Below are 23,792 nucleotides of genomic sequence, written 5' to 3' on the forward strand. Positions count from 1 at the left end.
AACTCGAACGAGAGGTCTGAACCACCGTATGCCAGGGACGCCCAGCTTGCTCCGCGCCATGAACGACAAGGCGGCGCTCGAGGTGCTGCTGGAGCGCGGTCCGCTGACCCGGTCCCAGCTGGCGTCCATCACCGGCATCTCCAAGCCGACCACCTCCCAGTTGCTTGCCCGGTTACAGGAGCTGGGGCTGGTGGTTCGGGACGGCATCCGCGAGGGCCTGCCCGGGCGCACCGCCGAGCTGTACCGGGTCAACCCCAAGGCGGCCTACGTCGCCGGCATCGACGTCAACCCCGGCCGGATGGCGGTGCGGGTGGCCGAGATCACCGGCGAAGTGATCGGCGAGCACCGGCTGTCCACCCCCGGCCGCACCGGCGGCGACGTAGTCGACCGGGTCCGCTTGGCCCTGACCGGCGCGTGCGGTCCGGCCGGGATCGGCATCGGCGAGCTTGGCCGGGTGGTCATCGGCATTCCGGGCGCGGTCAACCCGGCCACCGGCCGGCTCGGCTACGCCCCGCACATGTCCGGCTGGCACGTCCCGCGGCTGGTGGAGGCCCTCACCGCCGGCCTCGGCGCGCGGGTCGCCGTGGAGAACGACGTCAACCTGGTGGCCCAGGCCGAACAGGCCTACGGCGTGGCCACCGGCGTGAACAGCTTCAGCGTCGTGTGGATCGGCAACGGGATCGGCATGGCCCTGATCATCGACGGCCGGCTGCACCGAGGCTGGACCGGCGGTGCGGGCGAGGTCGGCTACATGCCGGTGCCCGGCGCTCCGACCGCCCGTGAGGTCGGCCGGACCGCCAACCACGGGATGCAGGCCTACGCCGGCGGACCGGCGGTCCACAAGATCATGCGCTCGCACGGCTTCCGCGGACACGATCCCGCGGCCGCCGTGCGGTTCGCCGTCCGCACCCTCACCGAGGGCCAGGGCGTCGAGCGTCGGCAACGTGCGCACGCCGCGCTCAGCGAGGTGGCCGCCCGCGTGGCCATGGGCCTGGCAGCGATCGTCGCGGTTGTCGATCCAGCCCTTGTCGTGCTTTCCGGCGACGTCGCCCTTGCGGGGGGCGAGCCGCTGCGAATGCGCGTCGAGCAGGAGTTGCACGCCATATCCCTGCCCCGTCCACCGGTCCGGCTCTCCGTGCTGTCGGCCGAGCCGGTGCTCGAGGGCGCGCTCGTGCTCGCGCTACGCCAGGCGCAGGACGAGCTGTTCACCTCCACAGTGCCCTGACCGCCCCTGATGTTGCGTTCCCTCGCGTTCCCACTAAGGAGAGAGAAACAAATGTCCGAATCCATCCGCGATTCCGCAGATCTGTCCCGGCGGCAGATGCTGCGTGGGATCGGCCTGACCGCGTTCATGGTGGCACCCGGCGCGGCAGTGCTCTCCGCCTGCGCTACCGGTGGTGACGACGGCGACTCGTCCGGCAACGTGTCGAACTCGGGTGACGCCAACAACCCCCTCGGCGTCAAGGCGGACGCCCCGCTCGAGGTCGTGATCTTCAAGGGTGGGCTCGGCGACGAGTACGCCACCCAGGTGCACGAGCCGATGTACAAGGCGAAGTACCCGCAGGCCGAGGTGAAGCACGTCGCGACGCAGCAGATCGCGCAGACGATGCAGCCGCGGTTCGCGGCCGGCAACCCGCCGGACATGATCGCCAACGCGGGCAGCGACAACATGGACAACCTGGCACTGCAGAGCGAAGGGCAGCTGCAGGACCTGACCTCGTTGTTCGAGGCCCCGTCGATCGACGACCCGAGCAAGAAGGTCAAGGACACGCTGGTGCCCGGCGCCTACGACATCGGCCTGATCGACGGCAAGCCGTACATGCTCGCCTACGTCTACACCGCGTTCGGCCTGTGGTACGACAAGAACCTGTTCACCAAGAACTCGTGGACCGGGCCGAAGAACTGGGACGAGTTCAAGGCTTTCTGCGAGAAGGCCAAGTCGGCCGGCGTCACGCCGTACGCCTACGCCGGCAAGAACGCCTCGTACTACCAGTACTGGATGATCCTGATCTCGGCCGCCAAGATCGGCACCAACAAGGTGCTGCTGGACATCGACAACCTGGAGAGCGGCGCCTGGACCAACGAGGCGGTGCGCAAGTCCGCGGCGGCCTGGGCCGAGATCGGCAACACCTACATGGACAAGGCCTTCGAAGGTCTCATCCACACCGAGGTGCAGACCCAGCAGAACCAGGGCAAGGTCGCTCTCTACCCGTCCGGCTCGTGGCTGGAGAACGAGCAGAAGAAGGAGACCCCGGCCACCTTCGAGTACGCGGTCACCCCGACCCCGAGCATCACCTCGAGTGACAAGATGCCGTTCGAGGCGATCCGGGCGGTGGCCGGCGAGTGGTACATCGTCCCGTCCAAGGGAAAGAACGTCGCGGGCGGCATGGAGTACCTTCGGTTGATGCTGTCCAAGGAGGGTGCGAAGGGCTTCACCGAGAAGTCCGGCAACCTCACCATCGTCAAGGGCGCGGCGGACGGCCTGCAGCTGTCGCCGGGCAACAAGAGCGTGGCCGCCGCGCAGGCCGCCGCGGGCGACAACGTGATCACGGACAGCCGCTTCGAGAGCTGGTACAAGGAGCTGGAGACCGAGCTGCGCACGCAGACCAACGCGCTCATGTTCGGCCGCAGCTCCGCCGATCAGTTCTGCGAGAACATGCAGAAGAAGGCCGATGCGATCAAGGCGGACTCGTCGGTGACCAAGCAGCACCGGGACAAGTGATCATGCGGCAGGGCAAGTACCCCTTCATCATCGGCTTTCTCATCGTGCCGGTGGCGTTGTACGGGGTATTCGTGATCGGGCCGTACGCGCAAGCCTTCTACATCGCGATGACCAACTGGCGTGGTGTGTCGGCCAACCCGAAGTTCATCGGCACGGAGAACTTCGCGCGGCTCATCCAGGACCCGGTGTTCTGGAAAGCGGTCACGCATCACCTCATCCTGTTACTTGCCCTGCCGGTGATCACCCTGACCATCGCGCTGTTCCTGGCGTTCCTGCTCAACATCGCGGGCGGCAGCCGCAGCGGTGGGATGCGCGGGATCTGGGGCTCGAAGTTCTACAAGATCGTGTACTTCTTCCCCCAGGTCCTCGCCGTCGCGCTGATCGGCGTGCTGTTCCAGGCGATGTACCGGCCGGACTCGGCCGGTGTGCTCAACGGCCTGCTCGGCCTGTTCGGCATCAGTCCGGTCGGTTGGCTGACCCAACCGAGCCTGGCGCTGTGGTCGATCATCGCGGTGATGGTGTGGCAGGCCGTCGGTTTCTACGTGGTGTTGTTCTCGGCCGGGATGGCCGCCATCCCGGCCGAGATCTACGAGTCGGCCGCGCTCGACGGGTGCGGCAAGTTCCGGCTGTTCTTCGGCGTCACGCTGCCGCTGCTGTGGGACAGCCTGCAGGTGGCCTGGGTCTACCTGGGCATCGCCGCGTTCGACGCGTTCGTTCTGGTTCAGGTGCTTTCGGTGGACCGGGGCGGACCGGACGGTGCGACCACGGTGATCCCGCTGGAGATCTGGCGCCAGGCGTTCAGCTTCTCCCGGTTCGGCTACGCGTCGGCGATGGGCGTCGCACTGTTCTTCCTGACCCTCACGTTCGCCGTGTTGACCCTGCGGGTCACCCGGCGCGAGCGGATCGAGTACTGACATGGCCGTGACGCAGGTAGACACCACCGCGCCCGCCGGCCCTCCGCCGCGCATCGCGCCGCCACAGCGGTCCCGCTACGTGCCGGGCGAGCGCAATGTCCTCACCGGACTGTCCCACGTGGCCCTGGTGGTGTGGTCGGTGACGGTGATCGTGCCGATCGTGTGGACGTTCATGTCGTCGTTCAAGACGAACACCGAGATCTTCAACGATCCGCTCGGGCTGCCCGGAGCGTTCCGGTTGGACGCGTGGGGCCGGGCCTGGGACACCGCGCGCGTCCCCGAGTACATGCTCAACACGGTGGTGGTGGTCGGGTTCAGCACGGCCGGAACGATGCTGTTCGGCTCGATGGCGGCCTACGTGCTGGCCCGGTTCACGTTCTTCGGCAACCGGTTGATCTACTTCATGTTCGTCTCCGGCATGGTGTTCCCGGTGTTCCTGGCGCTCGTGCCGCTGTTCCTCGTGGTGCGCCAACTCGGGCTGCTGGACACCTACCTCGGTCTGATCCTGGTCTACATCGCCTACTCGCTGCCGTTCACGATCTTCTTCATGGCGGCGTTCTTCCGAACGCTGTCCACCTCGGTGGCCGAGGCGGCGATGATCGACGGCGCCTCGCACACCCGGACCTTCTTCCAGGTCATGGTGCCGATGGCCAAACCCGGGCTGATCAGCATCACGATCTTCAACGTGCTCGGCCAGTGGAACCAGTACCTGCTGCCGATCGTGCTGCTGCCCTCGCAGGAGAAGTGGGTGATCACCCAGGGGATCGCCAACATCAACACCAGCGCCGGCTACGAGGTGGACTGGCCCGGCATGTTCGCCGCGCTGAGCATGGCGATCGTGCCGATGGTGGTGGTCTACATCATCTTCCAGCGGCAGATCCAGTCCGGCCTCACCGCGGGCGCGGTCAAGTAGCGGCGATCTCGTCGAGCAGGTCCGCGATGTCCGCCCGGGGCCCGGCGGCCTCGGCGGGCAGCGCCGCCAGCGCGGCCCGCAGCAGCGGCTCGGCCTCGCCGGGCCGATCCAGGTCGATCAGGATGCGGCCGTGCAGTGCGTCGGCCATGGCGCCCTCGACCGGGGCGTCGAGCGAACGGAACGCCGCGGCCGCGGCGGCGGCGCGGCCGGCCGCCTCGGCCAGCCGGCCGGCGTCGGCCAGGATTCGGGCGCCGTCGTAGCGGAGCAGCGCCAACTCCCAGCCGCCGTCCGGGTCCTCGGCGGGCACCCGCGGGCACACGGCGTCGGCGGCGGCGAGCGCGGTCACCGAGCGCTCGATCTCGCCGGCCCAGTGCCAGGACTTGGCGGCACAGCGCCGGCTTCTCAGCTCCGCCGCGGCCACCTCCGCTTCGGCCCAGGCCTCGGCGGCGGCGGTGTACCGGCCCGCGGCCTCGGCGTCCCGGTCGAACCCGTCGAGGATGTCGCCGGCGATGCCGTTCATCTGACCCACCCCGGCCGGGTTGCCCTGCGCGCGGCAGTGCGCCGCGACCTGGTCGAGCAACCCGAGGGCCGCCTCGGCGTGACCGAGGTCGCGGTAGGCGCGGGCCAGCTGGTAGCGGGCGCGGGACAGCTCGTGGTCGACCGCCTCCGGGGGCGCCCAGCCGTCCCGGTGGCAGTCGTTCAACCCGGTGATCGCCTCCTCGGCGGCGTCGGCGGCCTCCGTCGCGGCACCGGTGGCCAGGGCCGCGGCGGCCAGGACGATGCGGGCCTGGGCGAGTTGCCAGAGGTCCCCGGCCGCCAGCAGGTCCACGACCGCCGCGGACAGCGTCCGGTGCGCCTCCTCGTCCCGGCCCAGGTTCAGCGCCAGCCGGCCGCGCTCGTGCTGGATCTGGCCGCGCAGCAGCCGGTCACCGGTCAGCGCGGCCGCCTCGTACAGCTCGGCGGCCCGCTCCGGCTCGCCGGTGTCGGCGAGCAGCGCGGCGGCGTAGCGCTGCGCCCGGTGCAGGCCGTCGCACGGGCCGAGCGGCGCGAACAGTTCGATGGCACGCCGCACGTGCGCGAGCGCCCCTGGCAGGTCCCCGGGATCGAGCTGCTCGGTGCACTCGGCGAGGTCCAGCGCGATCCTGGCCCGCAGCGTGTCCTCGGTGGCCAGGCCGGCCGCCCGGTCCAGCACGGCGAGCGCTTCCGCCGGCCGATCCACGCACCGGTGGCCCATCGCCAGCCGGGCCAGCGCCCGGGCGTGGTCGTCCGGGGTGCCGATCCGGGCGAGCGTGTCGACCACCTCGGTCAGCTCGGTCAGCTCGGTCCCGGTCCGGCCGGCGCGCAGCCGCACCAGCGCCCGCCTGCCGAGCATGTTCTGCCGGGCGACCTCGTCGCCCAGCCCGGCGAACAGCTCCGCGGACCGGGTCAGGGCCGCCTCGGTCGCCTCGGGATCGGCGTCGGACAGCTCCGCGGCGCGGGCGGCCAGCCGGTGGGCCAGCAGTTCCGGCCCCGGGTCCGGGCACAGCTCGTCGAACCGTTGCCAGATCCGTTCGACCCGGGTCAGGTTGCCAAGCCACATCTCCTGCCGGGCGAGCGCGGCCAGCTCCTCCGGGGTGCCGGGCAGCGCGGGCCCGGCGGTCGGCTCCGGCACGGCGGCCCGCCGAGCCGACCCGGACAGCGGCAGCTCGGCCACGATCGGCTCGGCGGACAGCAGCGCGTGGATCGCCTCGCTCTGTGCCGTCGTGCCGTTGCGGGCGTCGAACCGCGCGGCCAGGCCGAGCGCCCGCCTGCGGAGCTCGACGCACAGCGCGCCGGCCGTCGTCGTGCCCACCGCGACGCCGGCGTGGCCGGCCTCGGCGACCACCCGCAGCACCAGCGCGGCCGAGGCGCTGAAGTACATGTCCGCCATCGGGTCCCGCGGCTCGTCCAACCAGCCCAGGTGCCGCTCGATGAGTTCCAGACCACGCGCCGGGTTGCCGGAGTAGGCGCAGAACGCGACGTGACCGGCCACCATCTCCAGCTCGGCCCGGTTGTTCTGGATCGCCCGGTAGGCCTGCCGATGGGCGCTGACCGCCTCGTCCAGCCGGCCGGTGCGCAGATAGGGCACCAGCAGCTCGGTCAGGATCGAGTGCGGCTGCTCGGTGCAGTTGATCTTTCCGGAGAGCACCGGAAAGGCCAGCGCGACCGCCTCCTCGTCCCGGCCGCGGGCGCTGAGGTAGCGCACCTTGTGGTCGGGCTCGCAGCCGAGGCAGTCGGACATCTCGCCGCGCGGCGCCGCGCACCACAGCCGGTACTGCTCCCGCGCGGTGTCCTGGTCCCCGACATGATCGGCGACCTGGGTGCGGTACTGGTGCACCGGGTTCATCGTGTGCCCGGCGGCCCGGTACCGGCGCTCCATGTCGTCCAGCACCGCGTAGGTCCGGTCGAGCGACATCTCGGGGAACCTGGTCAGCGCGTTGACGATCCACTTGAAGTGCCAGTACAGCTGGTGGTCGTAGCGGTGGTCGGCCTCGCCGCGGTCGTGCGCGGCCAGGCACCAGGCGAACGTGACGAACGCCTTGGCCGGCTCGCCGCCGTAGACGTAGGCGCGGGTGCCCAGCATCCGCGCGGCGAACTGGACCGGGGCAAGGCCAAGGGCGTCCGCGTGCCGGACGATCTCCTCAACGGCGGCGATCTGCCCCCGGCCATAGGGCATCCGCAGCGTCGTGTCCAGCCGTTCCCAGAGCTGGTCCTCGTTCACCCGCGCTCCTCGGTGGGCACGGCCTGGTCCAGCAGACCCAGGAACGACCGGTTCAGCAGCGCGGCGTCGGCCGGCCGGATCGGGTGGTAGCCGAGCAGCAACGCCTGGCCGTAGAGCGCCTCGACCGCCAGCGTGACCAGGTCCGGGTCGGTCAGCTCGGATACCCGGCGGACCAGCGGGTTGCGGTGGTTGAGCACCAGCCGCGGCCGCTGCGCCACCGGCTTGTCGAACACGGAGAGCACGCCGGCCCACAGCTCGTCCACCCGGTCCCGGGTGGCCCGCAGCTCACCCTGGAACGCCGCGGCCCGGTCGAGCAGGTACAGCACCGGCAGCGTGGCCGGGTCGAACGCGCGCAGCACGACCTCGCAGCCGACCCGGTCCATGGCCCGCTGCGCCGCGGTCAGGAACGGGCGCAGCGCCAGCTCGACGCCGGGCTCGAGCGCGGCGAACCGGGTGGCCAGATCGGTCGGGTCCAGCCGGTGCACGGCCAGACCCGGCTCGAGCACCGGCAGCCGTTCCAGGATCTCCGTGTCGTAGGTGTAGCCGCCGTTGATCAGCGCGACGTCCTGGGCCGCGGCCACCGCCGCGAGCTGGCGGAAGTCGTCGACCGTTGCGGTGTATCGGATCATGCCGTGCAGGGCCCGGAACTCGGCCGGGGTCATCCGGCCGACGTTGGTGTCCATCGGCATCCAGGCGTCGACCAGCCGCAGCATCTCGTCGTCGTGCAGGGCGAGAGCCTTGACGCCGAGGTGGTGCACGTCCAGGAACCGGCTGAGCCGGGCCGGCTCGGTGCGGGCCAGGCCGACCAGCCAGCCGCGCAGTGCCTCGCCGAGCGCCTCCCGGGTGAGGTCGAGCAGGCCGTCGGCGTAGAGCGCCTCCCGGCTCGCGGTGGGGCGCAGCTCCGCCGTGTCCACCACGCACCGGGCGAAGAACGCCCAGTCCGGCAGCAGGCTCTCGGCGCTCTCGGCGAGCAGCATCCGCTTCAGGTACACCCGGTGGCCGGCGCGCTCGGCCGGGTTGGCCGGGAACGGCAGCACGTAGGCGACCCCGGTGAGGCCGGCCTCCGGGACGTCCAGCTCGATCACGTCGAACGGGGTGAAGCCCAGCGTGTCCTGGGCGTGGCCGACCAGGTCGGCCCGGCGTTGCCCAGGGCCGCGCCGGTCCCGCCGCCATGGCGGTCCGTCGCCGCTGATCAGTTCGCCGGCCACGGTGATCGGGTAGGGCAGCAGCGAGCCGTACAGCCGGGCCAGTTCGAGCACGGTCGGCGGCGCGAACCACTGCTCGGTGCCAGGCCGGGCGACCAGCCGCACGGTCGTGCCGGCGGTGTCCCGCTCGCCCGCGGCGATCCGGTAGGTCCCGTCCGAGCGCCCGACCCACTCCACCGCCGGCCCGCCGGTGGCCGAGCGGGTGATCACCCGGACCTCGTCGGCCACCATGAACGCCGACAGCAGGCCGATCCCGAACTGACCGAGGAACTCGTGCCGGGCGAAGCCGAGGTCGTCCCGCTTCGAGCTGCGCCCGATGGTGGCCAGCACCTCGTTGACCTCGTCCTCGGTGAGGCCGATGCCGCTGTCGGTGATGGTCAGCGCGCCGCCGTCGACGTCGATGCCGATCCCGGCCGGCGCGTCCGGCTCGATCGCGCGCCGGGCGGTGACCGCGTCGACGGCGTTCTGCAGCAGCTCACGGACGTAGACCCGCGGGCTGGCGTACAGGTGGTTGCTGAGCAGGTCGACGATGCCCCGAAGGTCCACCTGGAAGCTGCGGTTCAGAACTACCCCCAGGGCCGTGCTGGTGAAAAGTGCTGCTCAGTGTGGCACGGCCAGGCCCGGGGCCGGGAGTCCCGGTTCCGCCGGTCACCACAGCGTCGGCGGCAGGTGTCCCTCCATGGTCAGCAGCCGGCGCTTGGACTCCACGCCCTCGCCGCCGCTGAAGCCGCCGAGGCTGTTGCCGGCGACCACGCGGTGGCACGGGACGATGATCGGGATCGGGTTGCTGCCCATGATCGCGCCGATGCCGCGCGGTGGGATGCCGGTGCCGCTGCGCTCGGCCAGCTCGCCGTAGGTGACCACCTCCCCGTAGGGCACGGTCCCGTGCAGTGTGGCCAGCACGGTTCGCCGGGAGGTCGACATCGAGCGCCAGTCCAGGGCCACGCCGAACGCACGCAGCTCGCCGCCGAAGTAGGCGGCCAGCTCCGCCCTCGCGGGCTCGGTGCGGGCCGGGTCGTCGACCACCGGCAGGCCGAGGCGGTCGGCGATCCACTGCCGGGCGTCCGGCGAGTCCCGGAAGCTCGTGCCGGCAACGCCCAGCTCGGTGACGGCCACCAGGACGTCCCCGAGCTCGGTCGGCACCGCTCCGAACGCCAGCGTCTCGGTCATGGCCGGCCGGCCACCGCCGCGTTCAGCTCGCCGTAGTCGAGGCCGCCGGCCAGCGACTCGTACGTGCCGCTGGACAGCACTTCCTGCGCGCCGCGCCGGACCACGGCGTAGGCCGCCTGGGCGAGCGACGAACCCACGCTGACCCGGGCCACCCCGAGGTCGGCCAGCGTGGACACCGACGGGGCACCCGGCCCGGCCAGGACGTTCAGTGGCACGGAGACCTCCTTGGCCAGCGTGGCGACCGTCTCCGGATCGACCACGCCGGGTAAGAAGATCCCGTCCGCCCCGGCCTCGACGTAGGCCGCGGCCCGCTCCAGCGCGGCCGGCACCCGGCTGTCCCGCTCGCCGACCTGGCGTAAGAACACGTCCACCCGCGCGTTGATGAACAGCGCGACCCCGGTGGCGTCCGCGGCCGCCCGCGCCGCCGACAGCCGCGCGGTGTACTCCTCGATCGGCATCAGGGGTAACGGTCCGGACCGCGCGCCGTCCTCCAGGTTGATCCCGACCGCGCCGGCGTCGATCACCCGGCGCACCGTCTCGGCCACACCGGACGGTTCGTCGGCGAAGCCGGTCTCGATGTCGGCCGTGACCGGAACGCCGACCGCCGCGGCGACCCGGGCGACCAGCTCGACGGCCGGATCCCGGTCGAGCCGGTTGCCGTCCGGGGCGCCGAGACTCCAGGCCACGCCCGCGCTGGTGGTGGCGACCGCGGTCGCGCCTGCGCCGGCCACGAGACACGCGCTGGCCACGTCCCAGGCGTTGGGCAGGACCAGGACCCGGTCCCGGTGCAGCGCGTGGAACTGCGCCGCCTTGTCCCCGAGGGTGGTTGTCATGCCGCGCAGTCAACCAGGAGCCACCGACAAATCTCAGCCGAGCAGGTCGCTCGGCCGGATCCGGAACACCTGCAGCCGCAAGCCGTAGTACTTGTCGGTCTCACCGACCCACTCCATGCCCACCCGGCGCGCCGTGCCGATCGCCCGCGTGTTGTTCGGCCGGGCCACCGCGAACAGCTCGTCGATGTCCTGGGTGAACGCCCACCGGGCCAGTGCCCGGGCCGACTCGGAGGCGTAGCCGTGCCCCCACGACTCCGGCCGCAGCTGCCAGCTCAGCTCGAGATCCTCCTTGTACGGCGGCAGCAGCCGGATCGCCAGGCCGCCGATCACCTCGCCGCTCTCCCGCAGCTCCACCGCCCACCGGCCGCGCGGCGGCAGCATGTCGGCCTGCTCGTCGATCCACTTGCGCAGGACTTCCCGCATCGCGGTCAGGTCGTCGACCCGGAGCATCGCCGGGGTGAGCCAGCGGGTCACCGCGGCCACGCCGTAGATCTCCAGCGCTGCCTCGGCATCCTCGGGCCGCCACTGGCGTACCCGCAGCCGCTCCGTGGTGAGCGGATCCATGTCCTTCACGTTACCCATGCCCGGCGCCATGTCGGCCGGGTCCGAAACGTTGCCGCCATACCGTGCCCGCATGGAAACCATCAACGACGCCGCGGCGCTCGATCTTCCCGTGCCGGCGGTCCCGTTCGCCCCGCGCGGAATCGCCTGGCTGCGGGCCAGCGTGGCCCGGTTCAGCACCGGCGCCGACCATGACCGGCGCCGCGCGCTGGCCGTTGCCGCGTTGGCCACAGTGGATCCGGCCGCGCTGCGCCGGCGGGCGGCCGAGCTGGCCGGCTCGCGGCCGCCCGACCTGATCGCCGTCGAGGTGCTGGCCGAGGCGCTCGGTGTGACCGGGTCCGCGGAAGCGGTGGCCGCCGTGGCCCGCGCCTACCACCCGCACCTGCCGTCCGGACCGGACACCGACGCGGCCGTCGCCGAGCTGGTCGCCGGGTGCGGGGAAGCGTGGGACGAGCCGACCGCGGCCCGGATCGGCCTGCTGGTCCAGGCCTGCGCCGCCACCGCCGGACTGGCCGGGGCCGCGCTGCGCCGGCCGGAGGCGGACGCCGACGCGGCGGTGGCGGCCGCGCTGCGCGACGACCCACCGGTGCGGATCACCCGGCGGGTGCGCGACGGCCGGACCGTCCTGGTCGACATCTCCGCGCTGCCGTTCGGATCCGGGCCGCACGCCTGCCCCGGGCAGCCGCACGCCGTGGCCATCGCGGCCGGGATCGTCGAGGGGAGTCCCCGGTGACGCCGTTCGCCGCGCGGCACCGAGCCGGCGCGCCGCTGCTGCTGCCCGACGCAACGGGGTTGGCCCGGGCCGTGGCCGGTGCCCTGATGCGCCGGCCGGGCGGGCGGCCACCGTGGACATCGAGTCCGGGTTCAGCGGGACCCGGCCGGTCGTCCACAAAGGACATTTGCCGTCCGGGCCGGCCGACCGAATCCGCGCACCAGCGGGTGGCCAGTGCGCGGAACCGGTGACGCGCCGGGGATCGTCGCGAGCTGGCGGCCTAGGCGACGAGCTTGTCGGCGTAGACGATGACGTTGTCCCGGTAGCTGCCGGCCGCCCGGTCGAACGCGCCGCCACAGGTGATCAGGCGGAGCACCGGTGTGCCGGTGGTGTTCCAGATCCGGCCGGCCGGCAGCTCCGTCTTGGCCGCCTGTTCCTTGGCGGTGACGGCGAACGTGGTGCTGTGGTCCGGGTAGTGCACGGTGACCCGGTCGCCGGCGCGCAGCTCGCGCAGCCGGTGGAACACGTCCGGGCCCTTCGCCTTGGAGTCCACATGGGCCACCACGACGGCCGGGCCGGGCTCGCCGGGCTGCGGACCCCGGTCGTACCAGCCGGCGTTGCCGAAGTCGGGCGTCTGCATGGCTCCGTCCGGTTGCAGGCCGACCGCGACGAGCGGGGCGTCCACGCCGATCGCCGGGATCGTGACCCGGGCCGGCGCGGCCGAAGAATCCGGGACGGCGGGGGCGACCGGGGTGGAAACGCTGGTCGTGGTGGCCCGGCTGCTCGGGCCGGTGGCCGACCGGTCGATCCGGACGGCCACGACGATGGTGATGACGGCGGCCGCGACCGCGGCCACCATCACGACGACCAGCCGGCCGGTGGTCACGGCCGCCGCTCCCGCTCGGAGCGGGCGATCCAGGCACCGCACAGGCCGGCGATGAACAGCACCAGCGCGCCGGCCGGCACGGCCAAGAGCAGCCAGCTCGGGTCCGGCTGCGCGACGGTCGCCGCCACCGGCTCGGTCGCCGCGCCGCCCCCGGGGTCGCCGCCGGTGTCGATCCGGTTGGGGGTGGGAATTCCGGCAGGCGGCTGGGCCGGGGTGGCCGGCTCGGACGGCTCGTTGGTCGGGGGCGTCGGCTCGGTGGTGCTGGTCTTCGGCCGGCAGTCCTCGGTCCTGGTGGTGAAGCACGGCTCCAGCGTCGGCGGCTGGCACTTCAGCACCGTCTTGCACGGCGGCTTGGGCGGCAGCGGCGGAACGGTGGGCACGGCGATCTCGGTCGGACCGACCGGTGCCGGCGGGGCGGCGATGGCAGGCAGGGCGCCGAACTGCAGGCCGCCGAACACGATCAGGCCGGCCAGGGCGGTGCGGCGAAAGACTCGGTCCACGGGTTTCCCTCCTCGGTGACGGAGTTGTCGCCGGTATGAGCCGCCGTACCGAGGAGGTCTTACAACTATCCGATGATGCAATTTTCGACGGAGAACGTCTCCGTCTTGCCGGTGCCGGTGTTGCCGGCCGCGTCGGCGGCGAGGACCGACCACGTGACGCGGCCGGCCGGGAACGGCCCGAACGAGGCGAACCAGTCCCCGTCGCGGGTCATCGCCTTGGAGCCGGTCTGCCCGTTGGAGTGGGTCCAGCGCAGCGTCACCCCCGCCACCGCGACGTTGTCGGTGGCGGTCACCTGGACCGACTTGGTGTTGGGCGGCTGGCAGCCGATGGCGAAGATCCGCGGCGGGGTCGCGCTCTGCCCCACGACCTGTGGCGGCGCGGTGTCCCGCGGCGGCTCCTCCGGAGGAGGCGGCGGCGGTTGCGGGGGATTCGTCGTTGTCGTCGTGGTGACCACGGGCGGGGCGACCCGGCGGGTCGTGGTCGTCGTGGTGGTGGGCGGCGCCGTCGTGGTGGTCGTGCTGGTGGCCGGTGGGGGAGAGGTCGAGGTCTGGCCGGTGCCGGTCGGCGATGTCGTTGTCGGGGCGAGGTCCTGGGCGAGGGGGATGCCGGGCTCGTTGCTGAAGTTGTTCCAGACGAGGGCAAGGCCCAGGACGAGCAGCAGGGCGACGCCGGCGGCGGCCATCGGGATCCGGCTGGGGCGGCGCGGGTCGGCGGGCGGCGGCACGGGGGTGACGCCCGGCGAGGTGGCCGAGGTCTGGTGGGCCACCAACTCGACCTCGTCGACCACCCGGTCGCGCAGGTACAGCGGCGCGGTGAGCATCGGGATCGCGGCCAGCAGGGCGAACGGGCTGACCATGGCGCGCCGCCGGTCCTCGCAGACCGCGCACTTGTCCACGTGCCGGGCGACCCGCTTGCGCATCAGCGGCGAGAACTTGCCGTCCCAGCCGGAAAGCAGGTCGTTGAGTTCGGCGCAGTCCTCGCGGCCGAGCCGGGCGATCAGCAGCGCGCCGAGCGACCGCTCGACCTGGTCCCGTAACCGGGTCAGCAGCACGTAGGCGTGGTTCGCGCTGACCCCCATGGCCTCGCCCAGCTCCGCGCCGTCCAGCCCGTGCCGCAGGTGCAGGTCCAGCAGCGACCGGTCCCGCTCGGACAGCCCGGCCGCGGCCCCCCAGACCAGCTCGCGCAGCGCGGCTAGCTCGGCCGCCCGCTGCGGGCCGGCGTCCGGGTCGACCATGTCGCTCACCTCGGTGTCCAGCACGACCCGGCCGCGCGCCTTCACCCGCCGCAGCGCCACACTGCGCGCGACGGCGTAGAGCCACGGCCGGAGCCGTTCCGGATCGTTCAGTTGCCCGAGCCGTTGTGCGACGAGGACGAACGTGTCCTGCACCGCGTCCTCTGCCTCGTGCCGGTCCCGCAGCACCGACACGCAGAAGTCGTACAACCGGTCCGCGTACCGGTCGTACAACGCGGCGAACGCCTCCCGGTCGCCGGCGAGCACACCGGCGACCAGTTCGGCGTCGTTCCTCATTCGTTCCCCATCGACGACGGCCTTCCGGGGGTGAGAGTCCCGAGGTCGCCTGTACCTTACGACTTTTCCGGCCGCCGCGGGGCGATCAGCCGGCCAGCGGCTTTCCGGTCTCCAGCAGCGACTTCAGGTCGCTGAGCACCCACGGCCAGCCGCCACCGCCCTGAGCGGCGTCCTGCCCGCCGGCCACCTGCGCGGCATGGGCCGGCGCGCCGTCCAGCTCGTGCACGATGGTCAGCTCGGCGTAGCCGCCGGCGACCTCCTTGATCTCGTAGGTGAGCCGGGTGAACCCCTCGGCTGCGGCGACCGGGTCCATGGCCATCCGCCAGGTGAGCACCAGCCGCCGGGGCGCGTCCAGCTCGACCACCTCGCCGTCGACGGCCACGTCCGGAACTTCGAACCCCATCTCCGCGCCGGCCTTCTTCATGTCGTCGGTGGTGAGGATCCGGTACGGCGCCCCGGTCCGCAGCTCGGACTCGTAGTGCCCGCCGTAGCCGTACCGGTCCATCCATTCCGGCTTGGTGATCGCGTCCCAGATCGCCTGCGGGGTGGCCCGGATGTAGATCCGGTGGACCTGCGTGGTGGTCGCGGTGCTGGTCATGGTTCCCTCTCCAACTCTGCCTTGAGATCCAGGAGCGCCGAGACCTGGCGCTCGGTGTACTTGTCGATCCACCGGTCGTGGATCTGCCGGATCGGGACCGGGTTCAGGAAGTGCAACTTCTCCCGGCCGGAGCGGCGTGTGACGACCAGGCCCGCTTCCTCGAGCACCTTGAGGTGCTTCATGACGCCGAAGCGGGTCATCTCCAGCTCGGACTCCAGCTCGGTCAGGGTACGGCCGTCCCGGGCGAAGAGCAGGTCGAGCAGGAAGCGACGGGTCGGATCCGCGAGGGCCTTGAACACGCGGTCGTCGTCGGTCACCCGGAGAAAATATGTGACCATATGGTCACATGTCAAGCTCGGCCAGGTGCGGCCGAACGGCCGTAGAAATGGTCTAGACCTCATGGCTACCGTGGCCTGGACCACTCCGGAGGTGACCCATGTCGAAGCGGAGTTGGGGCGCGGCCGCGCTGGCCGTCCTCCTGTCCATCCCGCTGGCCGTCCTGCCGGCGGCCCAAGCCGCACCGGCAGACCATGGCCGGCGCGATGCCCGAACCGTCGGCTACTACACCCAGTGGAGCATCTACGGCCGCAACTTCGTGGTGCGCGACCTGATCTCGAACGGCAGCGCGCCGAAGCTCACGCACCTCAACTACGCCTTCGGGTTCCTCGACGAGCAGGGCAGCTGCGTCAGCGCCGACCCGTGGGCGGACTGGCAGCGCCCGTTCGGCGCCGAGCAGAGCGTCAACGGCCGCGCCGACGAGCCCGGCCAGGCACTCGCCGGGAACCTCAACCAGCTGCGGCAGCTCAAGGCGCGGTTCCCCCGGCTGCGCATCGCCATCTCGCTCGGCGGCTGGACCGGGTCGCGGCACTTCTCCGACGCCGCGCTCACCCCGGCGTCCCGGGCCGCGCACGTCCGGTCCTGCATCGACATGTGGCTGCGCGGAAACCTGCCCGGCACCGCCCCCGGCGCGGCGGCCGGCGTGTTCGACGGCATCGACCTGGACTGGGAGTGGCCGGCGAGCGAGGCCAACCCGGGCAACGTGATCCGGCCGGAGGACAGGCAGAACTTCACCGCGCTGCTGCGTGAGTACCGGATCCAGCTCGCCGCGCTGAGCCGGACCACGCACCGGCAGTACGACCTGACCGCGTTCCTGCCGGCCGACCCGGCCAAGATCGAGCGCGGCTTCGAGGTCCGCAAGATCTTCCGGTACCTGACCTTCGCCACCACCCAGGGCTACGACTACCACGGTGCCTGGGACCCGATCACCAACCAGCAGTCCGCGCTGCGCACCCCGGCCGGCGACCCGACCGAGCCGAAGTTCAGCACCCAGGTCGTGATCGACGCGCTGGTGACCAGGGATGCGCCCCGGGACCGGCTGGTGCTTGGCGTGCCGTTCTTCAGCCGCGGCTGGACCGGGGTGCCGGAGGCGAACGACGGAATGTTCCAGCCGGCGACCGGTCCGGCGCCGGGCAGCCTGGAGGCGGGCGTCGAGGACTACCGGTTCCTCAAGCCGCGGCTGGCCGAGTTCACCGTGCACCGGGACAACCGGGCCGGCCATGCCTGGCTGTTCGACGGCACCACGCTGTGGACCTGGGACGACCCGGTGGAGATGACCCGCAAGGCCCGCTACGCCAGGGATCGCGGGCTCGGCGGGGTGATGATCTGGTCGCTGGACGGCGACACCGCCTCCGGTGAGCTGATCAGCGCGCTGCACCGGGGCCTGACCCGCCGCTGACGTTCGTCGGGCTCCGGGTTCCGGGAGGTGGGCCGCGCTGCGCGCGGCCCAGCCCCCCGGACCGGTTTGCTGAACTGGGGTTTCGGGTGCTGCAACTGGGGACTCGCGCATGGGATGGCGACTCGCCGGGTCGGTGCGGGGGTTCAGTTGCGGGAATCGGTGACTCGCCGAGGTAACACCGGGCCTTCGGCGAGTTCCCGGGCCCGGGTTGGTGAGTTGCCGGGTCCGGGTTGGTGGGTTCCGGTCGGATCAGACTTTGCCCAGGGCGGCGTCGAAGTCGTCGGTGAGGTCGGCCGGGTCTTCGATGCCGATGCTCAGCCGGATCAGGTCGTCGGTGATCCCGATCCGCTCCCGGTCCGCCGCGGACATCCCGGCGTGCGAGGTGGCGGCCGGCCTGGTGATCAGCGACTCGACGCCGCCGAGGCTCGGTGCCACGTACGGGATCCGGAGCGCCTCGAAGAGGGCCTCGGCCGCCGCGACGCCGCCGGTCAGCCGGAAGCTCGCCATGCCGCCGAACCCGGACAGCAGCCGCGCGGCGTGCTCGTGGTCCGGATGGGTGGGCAGGCCGGGGTAGTGCACCTCGGCGACCTTCGGATGCTCGGCAAGGAACCGGGCCAGGGTGAGCGCGTTGTGGTTCTGCGCCCGGACCCGCACGGCCAGCGTCTTCAGCCCGCGGGCGAGCAGGAACCCGGCGTGCGGGTCGAGGCTGCCGCCGTAGAGGTTGAGCGTGTGCCGCACCCGGTCGACCAGCTCGGCGGACCCGGCCACGCAGCCGGCGACCAGGTCGGAGTGGCCGTTGAGGTACTTGGTCGCGCTGTGCATGACCAGGTCGAACCCGATCGACAGCGGCCGGAAGTTGACCGGGCTGGCGAACGTGTTGTCGATGACGGTGGTCAGGCCCTCCTGCCGGGCGAACGTGACGACGTCGCGCAGCCGGGCGACCCGGATCATCGGGTTGGTGATCGTCTCGACCAGGAACAGCCGGGTCTCCGGCCGGCGGGCCGCCGCCCAGGTCTCCGGCCGCCGCGGGTCGACGAACGTGTAGCTCCAGCCCAGCTCGGCGGCCTTCTGGGTGAGGAAGTCGTGCGTGCCGCCGTAGAGGCAGTCGCTGACCAGCGCGTGGTCGCCGGGCCGCAGCAGGGTGAGCAGCGTCGTGGTGATCGCGGCCATGCCCGACGCCGTGGCCAGGGCCGCCTCGGCGCCCTCGAGGGTGGCCAGCTTCTCGTGCAGGTACGCCTGCGACGGGGTGGAGTTGAGCCGGATGTACTTCATGTCGTGGTAGCCCGTGCCCGGCTCCACGGTGTAGACCGTGCCCTGGTAGATCGGGAAGACCAGGGAGCCCTCGGGCCCCGGCCGCCGCTCACCGCCGTGCACGGCGATCGTGTCGATGCGCGCGTCGTCACTGGGATGCACCATGGCACCCAATATGCCGGTCAGACCCAGTGGTTGTCGTGCCGCAGGAAGAACTCGGCGCTCTCCTCGTGGGTCAGCTGCCGGCCGCGCGCGATCTCGGCCAGGGTCTCGAAGTAGTCCTCGCGCGGCGCCCCTGGGGTGAACAGCAGCAGCATCGAGGCCGGTTCGCCGGGCACGTTGCGGAACCCGTGGATGCCGCCCTGCGGGACGTACAGGAAGTCGCCGGCGGTCGCCTTGATCCACTCCTCGCCGTTGTAGAGCCGCACGGTGCCGGACAGGATGTAGAACGACTCGGTGATGGTTCGGTGGAAATGCGGACCGGGACCGCTCTCCTGGGCGCCGAAGTTCCAGCGGTACAGCCCGAACTGGCCGTCGGTGGACGCTCCGCCGGCGAGGTAGTCCACGGTGCCGCCGGTGGGATAGGTGATGGCGGGCGGCTCGCCGTCCGGCCGGAAACGGGTGTCGATCTCGCCGGTGTCGCCGAAGTACCGGGGGTCTGGGTAGGACATGCCGTCACCCTGTCATACCGGTTCGCCGGCTTAACCGCTTTACCAGGCATTCCTCCCAAGTCACGGTTGTAACCAGGGGATTGACGACGGATACACACAGTGGTTCGCTTGCCGTTACTTATCCGGTTCAGTGGAGGTGGGCACCATGCGAACCAGGTCCAGGTCCCTGTTGGCGCTCGCGGCGGCGGCCGCGCTGGCGCTGGCCGGCTGCACGAGCGGCGACGGCTCCAGCCCGCCCGGCGGGGTACCGGGTGGCGCGCCGGACAACCAGCCCGCGTCCTACCCGCGCAACGAGACGCTGTTCACCAGCGGCACGCAGTGGGGTCCGCCGTCCAACTGGAACCCGATCATGAACTGGACCTACGCGACCGGTACCCTCGGCTACGTCTACGAGACGCTGTTCCTCTACGACCCGCAGGCCGACAAGTACGAGCCGTGGCTCGCCGAGAGCGGCGGCTGGACCAGCGACACCACCTACGAGGTCAAGCTGCGCGACGGCATCACCTGGACCGACGGCAAGCCGCTGACCGCCGCGGACGTGGTGTTCACCGCGGAGTTGGGCAAGCGGATGAAGGCCGTCCCGTACAGCAACCTGTGGAACTTCCTGCAGAGCGCCGAGGCATCGGACGACCGGACGGTCAGGTTCACCTTCGGCGCCGCGCCGAACTACCAGCAGTGGGCCAACTGGATCTACTTCAACGCGATCGTGCCCAAGCACCTGTGGGAGAGCAAGTCCGAGCAGGACGTGACCGCGGGCGCCAACGAGAACCCGGTCGGCACCGGTCCGTACAAGTACCAGACCCACGACCAGGACCGGCAGGTCTGGGTGAAGAACGACAGCTGGTGGGGCAAGGAGAAGCTCAACCTGGACGTCAAACCCAAGTACATCGTGGACATCGTCAACTCCAGCAACGAGGCCGCGCTCGGCCTGCTGCTGCAGGGCGGCATCGACCTGTCCAACAACTTCCTGCCCGGCATCGCCACCCTGGTCAAGGGCGGTTACAAGCTGCAGACCTACTTCCCGGAAGCTCCGTTCATGCTCTCGGCCAACACCACCTGGCTGGTGCTGAACACCAAGAAGAAGCCGATGGACGACGCGGCGTTCCGCCGGGCGCTGGCCAACTCGATCGACGTCAACAAGATCGTCAACGGCGTGTACGGCCAGATCGTGCGACCGGCCAACCCCACCGGCCTGCTGCCGATCTGGGACAAGTACATCGACCAGGGCGTGGTTTCCGAGCTGGGCTTCGGCTTCGACACCAACAAGGCCAAGTCCATCCTGGCCGGCGCCGGATACCGGGACACCAACGGCGACGGCCTGGTCGAGGCGCCGGACGGCTCGCCGATCGAGCTCAGCCTGGCCGTGCCGACCGGATGGACCGACTGGCAGGAGGCGATCCGGGTGGTCGCCGAGGGCGCCAAGGCGGCCGGCATCAACATCAAGACCGAGTTCCCGGCCGACACCGCCATCCAGGACATGCGGGCCAGCGGCGGCTTCGACATGATCCTGAACAACGAGCGCCAGATCGACAACACGCCGTGGACCTACTACGACTACGTGTTCCGGTTGCCGGTTCAGGAGAAGCAGACCACGGTCAACTTCGGCCGGTACGAGAACCAGCAGGCTTGGGACCTGGTCAACCAGCTGGACAAGACCAAGATCGAAGACGTCGACGGGATGAAGCGGATCACCGCGCAGCTGCAACGCGTCCAGCTCGCCGAGATGCCGGTTATTCCGTTGTGGTACAACGGTTTGTGGTCTCAGGTCAGTAACGCGGTGTGGACCAACTGGCCGGCGGCGACGGACAACGCGCCGAAGTACCTGCCGACCACCTGGCGCGGCTACCTGCAGCGCGGCTCGATCAAGATGCTGGCCGACCTGAAGCCCGCACCGCCGGCGAACAAGTAGCGCACTCGCCCACCCCGGCCCGCAACCGCGACGAGGAGGTCACGTGCGGCGGTACTTCGCGCGCAAGCTGCTCATCTACCTGCTCACCTTCTTCGTCGCGGTGACGATCAACTGGATGATCCCCCGGTTCATGCCGGGGGATCCCATCGAGAGCATGCTCACCCGGGCCGGGGTGCGTACGCCGGAGTCCGCCGAGGCCATGCGGGAGTACTTCAACAGCCTGTTCGGCCTGGACACTCCGATCCTGGAGCAGTACTTCTCGTTCTGGTCGGGGTTGCTGCGCGGCGACCTCGGCCTGAGCCTGTGGCTGTTCCCGCAGGAGGTCACCACGGTGATCCTGAACGCGGTGCCGTACACGCTGGCGCTGCTGATCCCGGCGATCCTGCTCAGCTACTGGGCGGGAAACAGGTTCGGCGCCTACGCGGCCCGGCGCAAGGTGATGGACAACGCCGTGCTGCCGGTCTGGTACGTGCTGACCGCAACGCCCTACATGTGGCTGGCCATCCTGCTGGCCTGGAGCCTCGGCATCGTCGCCGGGTTCTTCCCGGTCGCAGGCGGCTACAGCTTTCTGCTCGCCCCGTCGTTCTCCTTCGAGTTCATCGCCAGCCTGATCGCCCACTGGTTCCTGCCGTTCCTGTCGCTGTTCCTGGTCGCGTTCGGCGGCTGGGCGATCGGGATGCGCAACCTGATCATCTACGAGTTGGAGTCGGACTACTCGAACTACCTGCGGGCGCTCGGCGCGCCCGGCAAGCTGGTCCGGGACTACGCCTACCGCAACGCCCGGCTGCCGCAGATCACCGGCCTCGCCCTGCAACTCGGGGTGATCGTCGGCGGCGCGGTGGTCACCGAGATCGTGTTCTCCTATCCCGGGCTCGGCTACCTGGTGCTCAAGGCGATCGAGAGCGGCGACTTCTTCCTGCTGCAGGGCGTGTTCCTGTTCATCGTGATCGGCGTGCTGGTCGCCAACTTCATCGTCGACATCGTCTATGTGCTGGTCGATCCGCGCACCAGGGTCGGAATGGGAGGGACGGACGCATGATCATCCCCGACGAGACCGGCCGTCCGGACGAGTCGCCGATCTCCGAGCCGACCCCGGTGGTGGCGGCGGTGCCCGGCATCGGCGGCGTGCCCGGCGCTGTCCGGGTGATCCGGCGCGAGGCGGTGTACTTCGCCCTGCGCAACAAGAAGCTCGTCGGCGGGCTGACCGTCGTGCTGGTGTTCCTGCTGGTCGGGCTGTTCGGTCCGGTGTTCACCGGGCCGGATCCCTTGGCCTACGTCGGACCGCCGGCACAGGCTCCGTCCGGGGAGTACTGGTTCGGCACCACCACGTTCGGGCAGGACGTGTTCGGCCAGTTCGCGCACGGCCTGCGGGCAACGTTCTTCGTCGGGTTCTTCGCCGGGCTGCTGGCCGCGGTGCTTGGCATGCTGGTCGGGTTCACCGCCGGCTACCGCGGCGGGCTGGTCGACGAGGTGCTCAACATGATCACCAACATCGTGCTGGTGCTGCCGGTGCTGGCCGTGCTGCTGATCATCGCGGCCTACCTCGAGGTGCGCAGCGTCCAGGTCCAGGCCCTGATCATCGGGGTGTTCTCCTGGCCGTGGGTGGCAAGGGCGGTCCGGGCGCAGACACTTACCTTGCGCGCCAGGGAGTTCGTCGACCTGGCCCGGCTCTCCGGTGCGCCGGTGCGCCGGATCGTGTTCCGGGAGATCGCCCCGAACATGGCCTCCTACCTGTTCATGGTCTTCATCCTGCTGTTCGGCGGGGCGGTGCTGTTCGCCGCGACGCTGGACTTCATCGGGCTCGGCCCGACGGACGGAATCTCGCTCGGCCTGATGCTGAACTACTCGGTCAAGTGGAGCGCGCTGCATCTGGGTCTGTGGTGGTGGTTCATCCCGCCGGGACTGGGCATCACGGCCATCGTCGGCGCGCTCTACATCATGAACGTCGGCCTGGACGAGGTGTTCAACCCCAAGTTGAGGGAGATGTAGCCGATGACATTGCGGGTCACCGGCCTCAAGGTCTACTACCGGACGCTGCGCGGGGACGTGCGGGCGCTTGACGACGTCACGTTCGGCGTGGAGGACGGCGAGATCATGGGCGTGGCCGGGGAGTCCGGCTGCGGGAAGTCCACCCTGGGCAAGAGCCTGATCCGGCTGGACGGGCGGATGCGCTACGTCGAGGGCCGGGTCGACCTGGACTACAAGGAACTGCCCATCTGGGACGACGCGGACATGAACGACTTCCGGTACAAGGAGGTCTCGCTGATCCCGCAGTACGCGATGAGCGCGCTGAACCCGACCCGCAAGATCGGCCTGATGGTGCGGGACCTGTTGGAGTCCCGGGGCATCCCGTTCGACACGGTGTCCGCCGAGCTGGAGCGCAGGCTCGGGCTGGTCGGGCTGGACCGGGAGGTGCTCGGCCGCTACCCGATCGAGCTGTCCGGCGGGATGAAGCAGCGCGCGGTCATGGTGCTCGCCACGCTGCTCAACCCGTCGCTGCTGATCGCCGACGAGATCACCTCGGCGCTGGACGTGTCCACCCAGCGCGCGGTCGCCGAGGCGCTGGTCGGCTTCCGGGACAACGGGTTCGTGGACAGCCTGATCGTGATCACGCACGACATCTCGCTGGTGTACCAGATCGCCGACACGATCATGGTGATGTACGCGGGAAAGCTGGCCGAGAAGGCGCCGACCGACGTGCTGGTCAACTCGCCTCGGCACCCGTACACCCAGCTGCTGATCTCCTCGCTGCCCGAGGTTGGCGTGCGCTACGAGGGCAAGCGGCTGAGCGGGATTCCGGGCAGCCCGCCCGCGCTGCTCAACCCGCCGTCTGGCTGCCGGTTCCGGGACCGCTGCCCGGTCGCGTTCGACAAGTGCGGCGAGGAGCCGCCGTTCGTCGAGATCGGGCCGGACCACTTCGCCGCCTGCTGGAGGGCCTCGTAG

General features: G+C 70.8%; 22 protein-coding genes. 10 read left to right on the top strand and 12 right to left on the bottom strand.

The window, feature by feature from the left end; translation table 11 throughout:
• Nucleotides 1-58 precede the first annotated feature (58 nt).
• The 4 genes from VFV67_RS16900 to VFV67_RS16915 are packed head-to-tail and all read left to right on the top strand — an operon-like array spanning nucleotide 59 to nucleotide 4,549.
• Nucleotides 59-1,225, top strand: coding sequence for an ROK family protein (locus VFV67_RS16900; protein ID WP_326471113.1), 1,167 nt, complete (start codon nucleotides 59-61; stop codon nucleotides 1,223-1,225).
• Between the two features lie 51 nt (nucleotides 1,226-1,276).
• On the top strand, nucleotides 1,277-2,722 hold the full coding sequence (gene ngcE / locus VFV67_RS16905) for an N-acetylglucosamine/diacetylchitobiose ABC transporter substrate-binding protein (protein ID WP_326471115.1): 1,446 nt from the start codon (nucleotides 1,277-1,279) through the stop codon (nucleotides 2,720-2,722).
• Between the two features lie 2 nt (nucleotides 2,723-2,724).
• Nucleotides 2,725-3,636: a sugar ABC transporter permease gene (locus tag VFV67_RS16910; protein WP_326471117.1), complete on the top strand. Its 912-nt coding sequence runs from the start codon at nucleotides 2,725-2,727 to the stop codon at nucleotides 3,634-3,636.
• A 7-nt stretch (nucleotides 3,637-3,643) separates the two neighbouring features.
• The gene (locus VFV67_RS16915) at nucleotides 3,644-4,549 is read left to right on the top strand and encodes a carbohydrate ABC transporter permease (protein WP_326471118.1); all 906 of its coding nucleotides are present in this window, start codon (nucleotides 3,644-3,646) and stop codon (nucleotides 4,547-4,549) included.
• On the opposite strand, the gene VFV67_RS16920 is transcribed toward VFV67_RS16915, so the two are convergent.
• From VFV67_RS16920 to VFV67_RS16940, 5 genes are all read right to left on the bottom strand, one after another.
• Nucleotides 4,542-7,289, bottom strand: a complete 2,748-nt coding sequence (locus VFV67_RS16920; protein WP_326471119.1) for a hypothetical protein — start codon at nucleotides 7,287-7,289, stop codon at nucleotides 4,542-4,544. The two genes, VFV67_RS16915 and VFV67_RS16920, sit on opposite strands and share 8 nt — an antisense overlap.
• Nucleotides 7,286-9,070: an HSP90 family protein gene (locus VFV67_RS16925; protein WP_326471193.1), complete on the bottom strand. Its 1,785-nt coding sequence runs from the start codon at nucleotides 9,068-9,070 to the stop codon at nucleotides 7,286-7,288. Before VFV67_RS16925 ends, VFV67_RS16920 begins: the two co-directional genes overlap by 4 nt.
• A gap of 72 nt (nucleotides 9,071-9,142) precedes the next feature.
• Entirely contained in the window at nucleotides 9,143-9,664 is a 522-nt protein-coding gene (locus tag VFV67_RS16930; protein ID WP_326471120.1) for a methylated-DNA--[protein]-cysteine S-methyltransferase, read from the bottom strand.
• Entirely contained in the window at nucleotides 9,661-10,497 is an 837-nt protein-coding gene (locus VFV67_RS16935; RefSeq protein ID WP_326471122.1) for an isocitrate lyase/phosphoenolpyruvate mutase family protein, read from the bottom strand. Before VFV67_RS16935 ends, VFV67_RS16930 begins: the two co-directional genes overlap by 4 nt.
• A 33-nt stretch (nucleotides 10,498-10,530) precedes the next feature.
• Nucleotides 10,531-11,061, bottom strand: coding sequence for a GNAT family N-acetyltransferase (locus VFV67_RS16940; protein ID WP_326471195.1), 531 nt, complete (start codon nucleotides 11,059-11,061; stop codon nucleotides 10,531-10,533).
• A gap of 70 nt (nucleotides 11,062-11,131) precedes the next feature.
• Here VFV67_RS16940 and VFV67_RS16945 point away from each other — a divergent pair, with 70 nt between their 5' ends.
• Nucleotides 11,132-11,791 (top strand): oxidoreductase, encoded by a 660-nt coding sequence (locus VFV67_RS16945; protein ID WP_326471124.1) that lies wholly within the window; start codon nucleotides 11,132-11,134, stop codon nucleotides 11,789-11,791.
• Between the two features lie 259 nt (nucleotides 11,792-12,050).
• Here VFV67_RS16945 and VFV67_RS16950 read toward each other — a convergent pair whose 3' ends face one another.
• The 5 genes from VFV67_RS16950 to VFV67_RS16970 all read right to left on the bottom strand — a co-directional run bounded on the left by VFV67_RS16950 (nucleotide 12,051) and on the right by VFV67_RS16970 (nucleotide 15,621).
• Complete coding sequence (locus tag VFV67_RS16950) at nucleotides 12,051-12,656, bottom strand: class F sortase (protein ID WP_326471126.1); 606 nt, start codon at nucleotides 12,654-12,656, stop codon at nucleotides 12,051-12,053.
• The gene (locus VFV67_RS16955) at nucleotides 12,653-13,156 is read right to left on the bottom strand and encodes a hypothetical protein (RefSeq protein ID WP_326471127.1); all 504 of its coding nucleotides are present in this window, start codon (nucleotides 13,154-13,156) and stop codon (nucleotides 12,653-12,655) included. Before VFV67_RS16955 ends, VFV67_RS16950 begins: the two co-directional genes overlap by 4 nt.
• Nucleotides 13,157-13,221: 65 nt before the next feature.
• Nucleotides 13,222-14,685 carry a sigma-70 family RNA polymerase sigma factor gene (locus tag VFV67_RS16960; RefSeq protein WP_326471128.1) on the bottom strand — a complete coding sequence of 488 codons (1,464 nt, stop codon included), beginning with the start codon at nucleotides 14,683-14,685 and terminating at the stop codon, nucleotides 13,222-13,224.
• 85 nt (nucleotides 14,686-14,770) lie between these two features.
• The gene (locus VFV67_RS16965; protein ID WP_326471130.1) at nucleotides 14,771-15,283 is read right to left on the bottom strand and encodes an SRPBCC domain-containing protein; all 513 of its coding nucleotides are present in this window, start codon (nucleotides 15,281-15,283) and stop codon (nucleotides 14,771-14,773) included.
• Nucleotides 15,280-15,621, bottom strand: a complete 342-nt coding sequence (locus tag VFV67_RS16970) for a metalloregulator ArsR/SmtB family transcription factor (RefSeq protein WP_326471132.1) — start codon at nucleotides 15,619-15,621, stop codon at nucleotides 15,280-15,282. The genes VFV67_RS16965 and VFV67_RS16970 overlap by 4 nt, the downstream gene beginning before the upstream one ends.
• A gap of 98 nt (nucleotides 15,622-15,719) precedes the next feature.
• Here VFV67_RS16970 and VFV67_RS16975 point away from each other — a divergent pair, with 98 nt between their 5' ends.
• A complete protein-coding gene (locus VFV67_RS16975; protein ID WP_326471134.1) occupies nucleotides 15,720-17,018 on the top strand; it encodes a glycoside hydrolase family 18 protein in 1,299 nt (432 codons plus the stop codon).
• Nucleotides 17,019-17,267: 249 nt separating this feature from the next.
• On the opposite strand, the gene VFV67_RS16980 is transcribed toward VFV67_RS16975, so the two are convergent.
• Both VFV67_RS16980 and VFV67_RS16985 read right to left on the bottom strand, forming a co-directional pair.
• Entirely contained in the window at nucleotides 17,268-18,434 is a 1,167-nt protein-coding gene (locus VFV67_RS16980; protein WP_326471136.1) for an aminotransferase class I/II-fold pyridoxal phosphate-dependent enzyme, read from the bottom strand.
• A 17-nt stretch (nucleotides 18,435-18,451) separates the two neighbouring features.
• Entirely contained in the window at nucleotides 18,452-18,940 is a 489-nt protein-coding gene (locus VFV67_RS16985) for a cupin domain-containing protein (protein ID WP_326471138.1), read from the bottom strand.
• 145 nt (nucleotides 18,941-19,085) lie between these two features.
• Here VFV67_RS16985 and VFV67_RS16990 point away from each other — a divergent pair, with 145 nt between their 5' ends.
• Genes VFV67_RS16990 through VFV67_RS17005 form a run of 4 tightly spaced genes read left to right on the top strand, consistent with a single transcriptional unit; the run spans nucleotide 19,086 to nucleotide 23,792 of the window.
• Nucleotides 19,086-20,849: an ABC transporter substrate-binding protein gene (locus VFV67_RS16990; protein WP_326471139.1), complete on the top strand. Its 1,764-nt coding sequence runs from the start codon at nucleotides 19,086-19,088 to the stop codon at nucleotides 20,847-20,849.
• 43 nt (nucleotides 20,850-20,892) lie between these two features.
• Nucleotides 20,893-21,888 (top strand): ABC transporter permease, encoded by a 996-nt coding sequence (locus VFV67_RS16995; RefSeq protein WP_326471140.1) that lies wholly within the window; start codon nucleotides 20,893-20,895, stop codon nucleotides 21,886-21,888.
• On the top strand, nucleotides 21,885-22,838 hold the full coding sequence (locus VFV67_RS17000) for an ABC transporter permease (RefSeq protein ID WP_326471142.1): 954 nt from the start codon (nucleotides 21,885-21,887) through the stop codon (nucleotides 22,836-22,838). The genes VFV67_RS16995 and VFV67_RS17000 overlap by 4 nt, the downstream gene beginning before the upstream one ends.
• A 3-nt stretch (nucleotides 22,839-22,841) precedes the next feature.
• On the top strand, nucleotides 22,842-23,792 hold the full coding sequence (locus VFV67_RS17005; RefSeq protein ID WP_326471143.1) for an ABC transporter ATP-binding protein: 951 nt from the start codon (nucleotides 22,842-22,844) through the stop codon (nucleotides 23,790-23,792).

This window comes from Actinophytocola sp. (assembly GCF_035762905.1).
Lineage (GTDB): Bacteria > Actinomycetota > Actinomycetes > Mycobacteriales > Pseudonocardiaceae > DASYTH01.

Bases quoted from the DNA above. Each gene is read 5' to 3' on its own strand.
- VFV67_RS16965 (WP_326471130.1), bottom strand. From the start codon at position 15,283: ATGACCAGCACCGCGACCACCACGCAGGTCCACCGGATCTACATCCGG.
- VFV67_RS17005 (WP_326471143.1), top strand. From the start codon at position 22,842: ATGACATTGCGGGTCACCGGCCTCAAGGTCTACTACCGGACGCTGCGC.
- VFV67_RS16960 (WP_326471128.1), bottom strand. From the start codon at position 14,685: ATGAGGAACGACGCCGAACTGGTCGCCGGTGTGCTCGCCGGCGACCGG.
- VFV67_RS17000 (WP_326471142.1), top strand. From the start codon at position 21,885: ATGATCATCCCCGACGAGACCGGCCGTCCGGACGAGTCGCCGATCTCC.
- VFV67_RS16945 (WP_326471124.1), top strand. From the start codon at position 11,132: ATGGAAACCATCAACGACGCCGCGGCGCTCGATCTTCCCGTGCCGGCG.
- VFV67_RS16985 (WP_326471138.1), bottom strand. From the start codon at position 18,940: ATGTCCTACCCAGACCCCCGGTACTTCGGCGACACCGGCGAGATCGAC.
- VFV67_RS16980 (WP_326471136.1), bottom strand. From the start codon at position 18,434: ATGGTGCATCCCAGTGACGACGCGCGCATCGACACGATCGCCGTGCAC.
- VFV67_RS16935 (WP_326471122.1), bottom strand. From the start codon at position 10,497: ATGACAACCACCCTCGGGGACAAGGCGGCGCAGTTCCACGCGCTGCAC.
- VFV67_RS16900 (WP_326471113.1), top strand. From the start codon at position 59: ATGAACGACAAGGCGGCGCTCGAGGTGCTGCTGGAGCGCGGTCCGCTG.
- VFV67_RS16930 (WP_326471120.1), bottom strand. From the start codon at position 9,664: ATGACCGAGACGCTGGCGTTCGGAGCGGTGCCGACCGAGCTCGGGGAC.
- VFV67_RS16940 (WP_326471195.1), bottom strand. From the start codon at position 11,061: ATGGATCCGCTCACCACGGAGCGGCTGCGGGTACGCCAGTGGCGGCCC.
- VFV67_RS16975 (WP_326471134.1), top strand. From the start codon at position 15,720: ATGTCGAAGCGGAGTTGGGGCGCGGCCGCGCTGGCCGTCCTCCTGTCC.
- VFV67_RS16910 (WP_326471117.1), top strand. From the start codon at position 2,725: ATGCGGCAGGGCAAGTACCCCTTCATCATCGGCTTTCTCATCGTGCCG.
- VFV67_RS16970 (WP_326471132.1), bottom strand. From the start codon at position 15,621: ATGGTCACATATTTTCTCCGGGTGACCGACGACGACCGCGTGTTCAAG.
- ngcE (WP_326471115.1), top strand. From the start codon at position 1,277: ATGTCCGAATCCATCCGCGATTCCGCAGATCTGTCCCGGCGGCAGATG.
- VFV67_RS16990 (WP_326471139.1), top strand. From the start codon at position 19,086: ATGCGAACCAGGTCCAGGTCCCTGTTGGCGCTCGCGGCGGCGGCCGCG.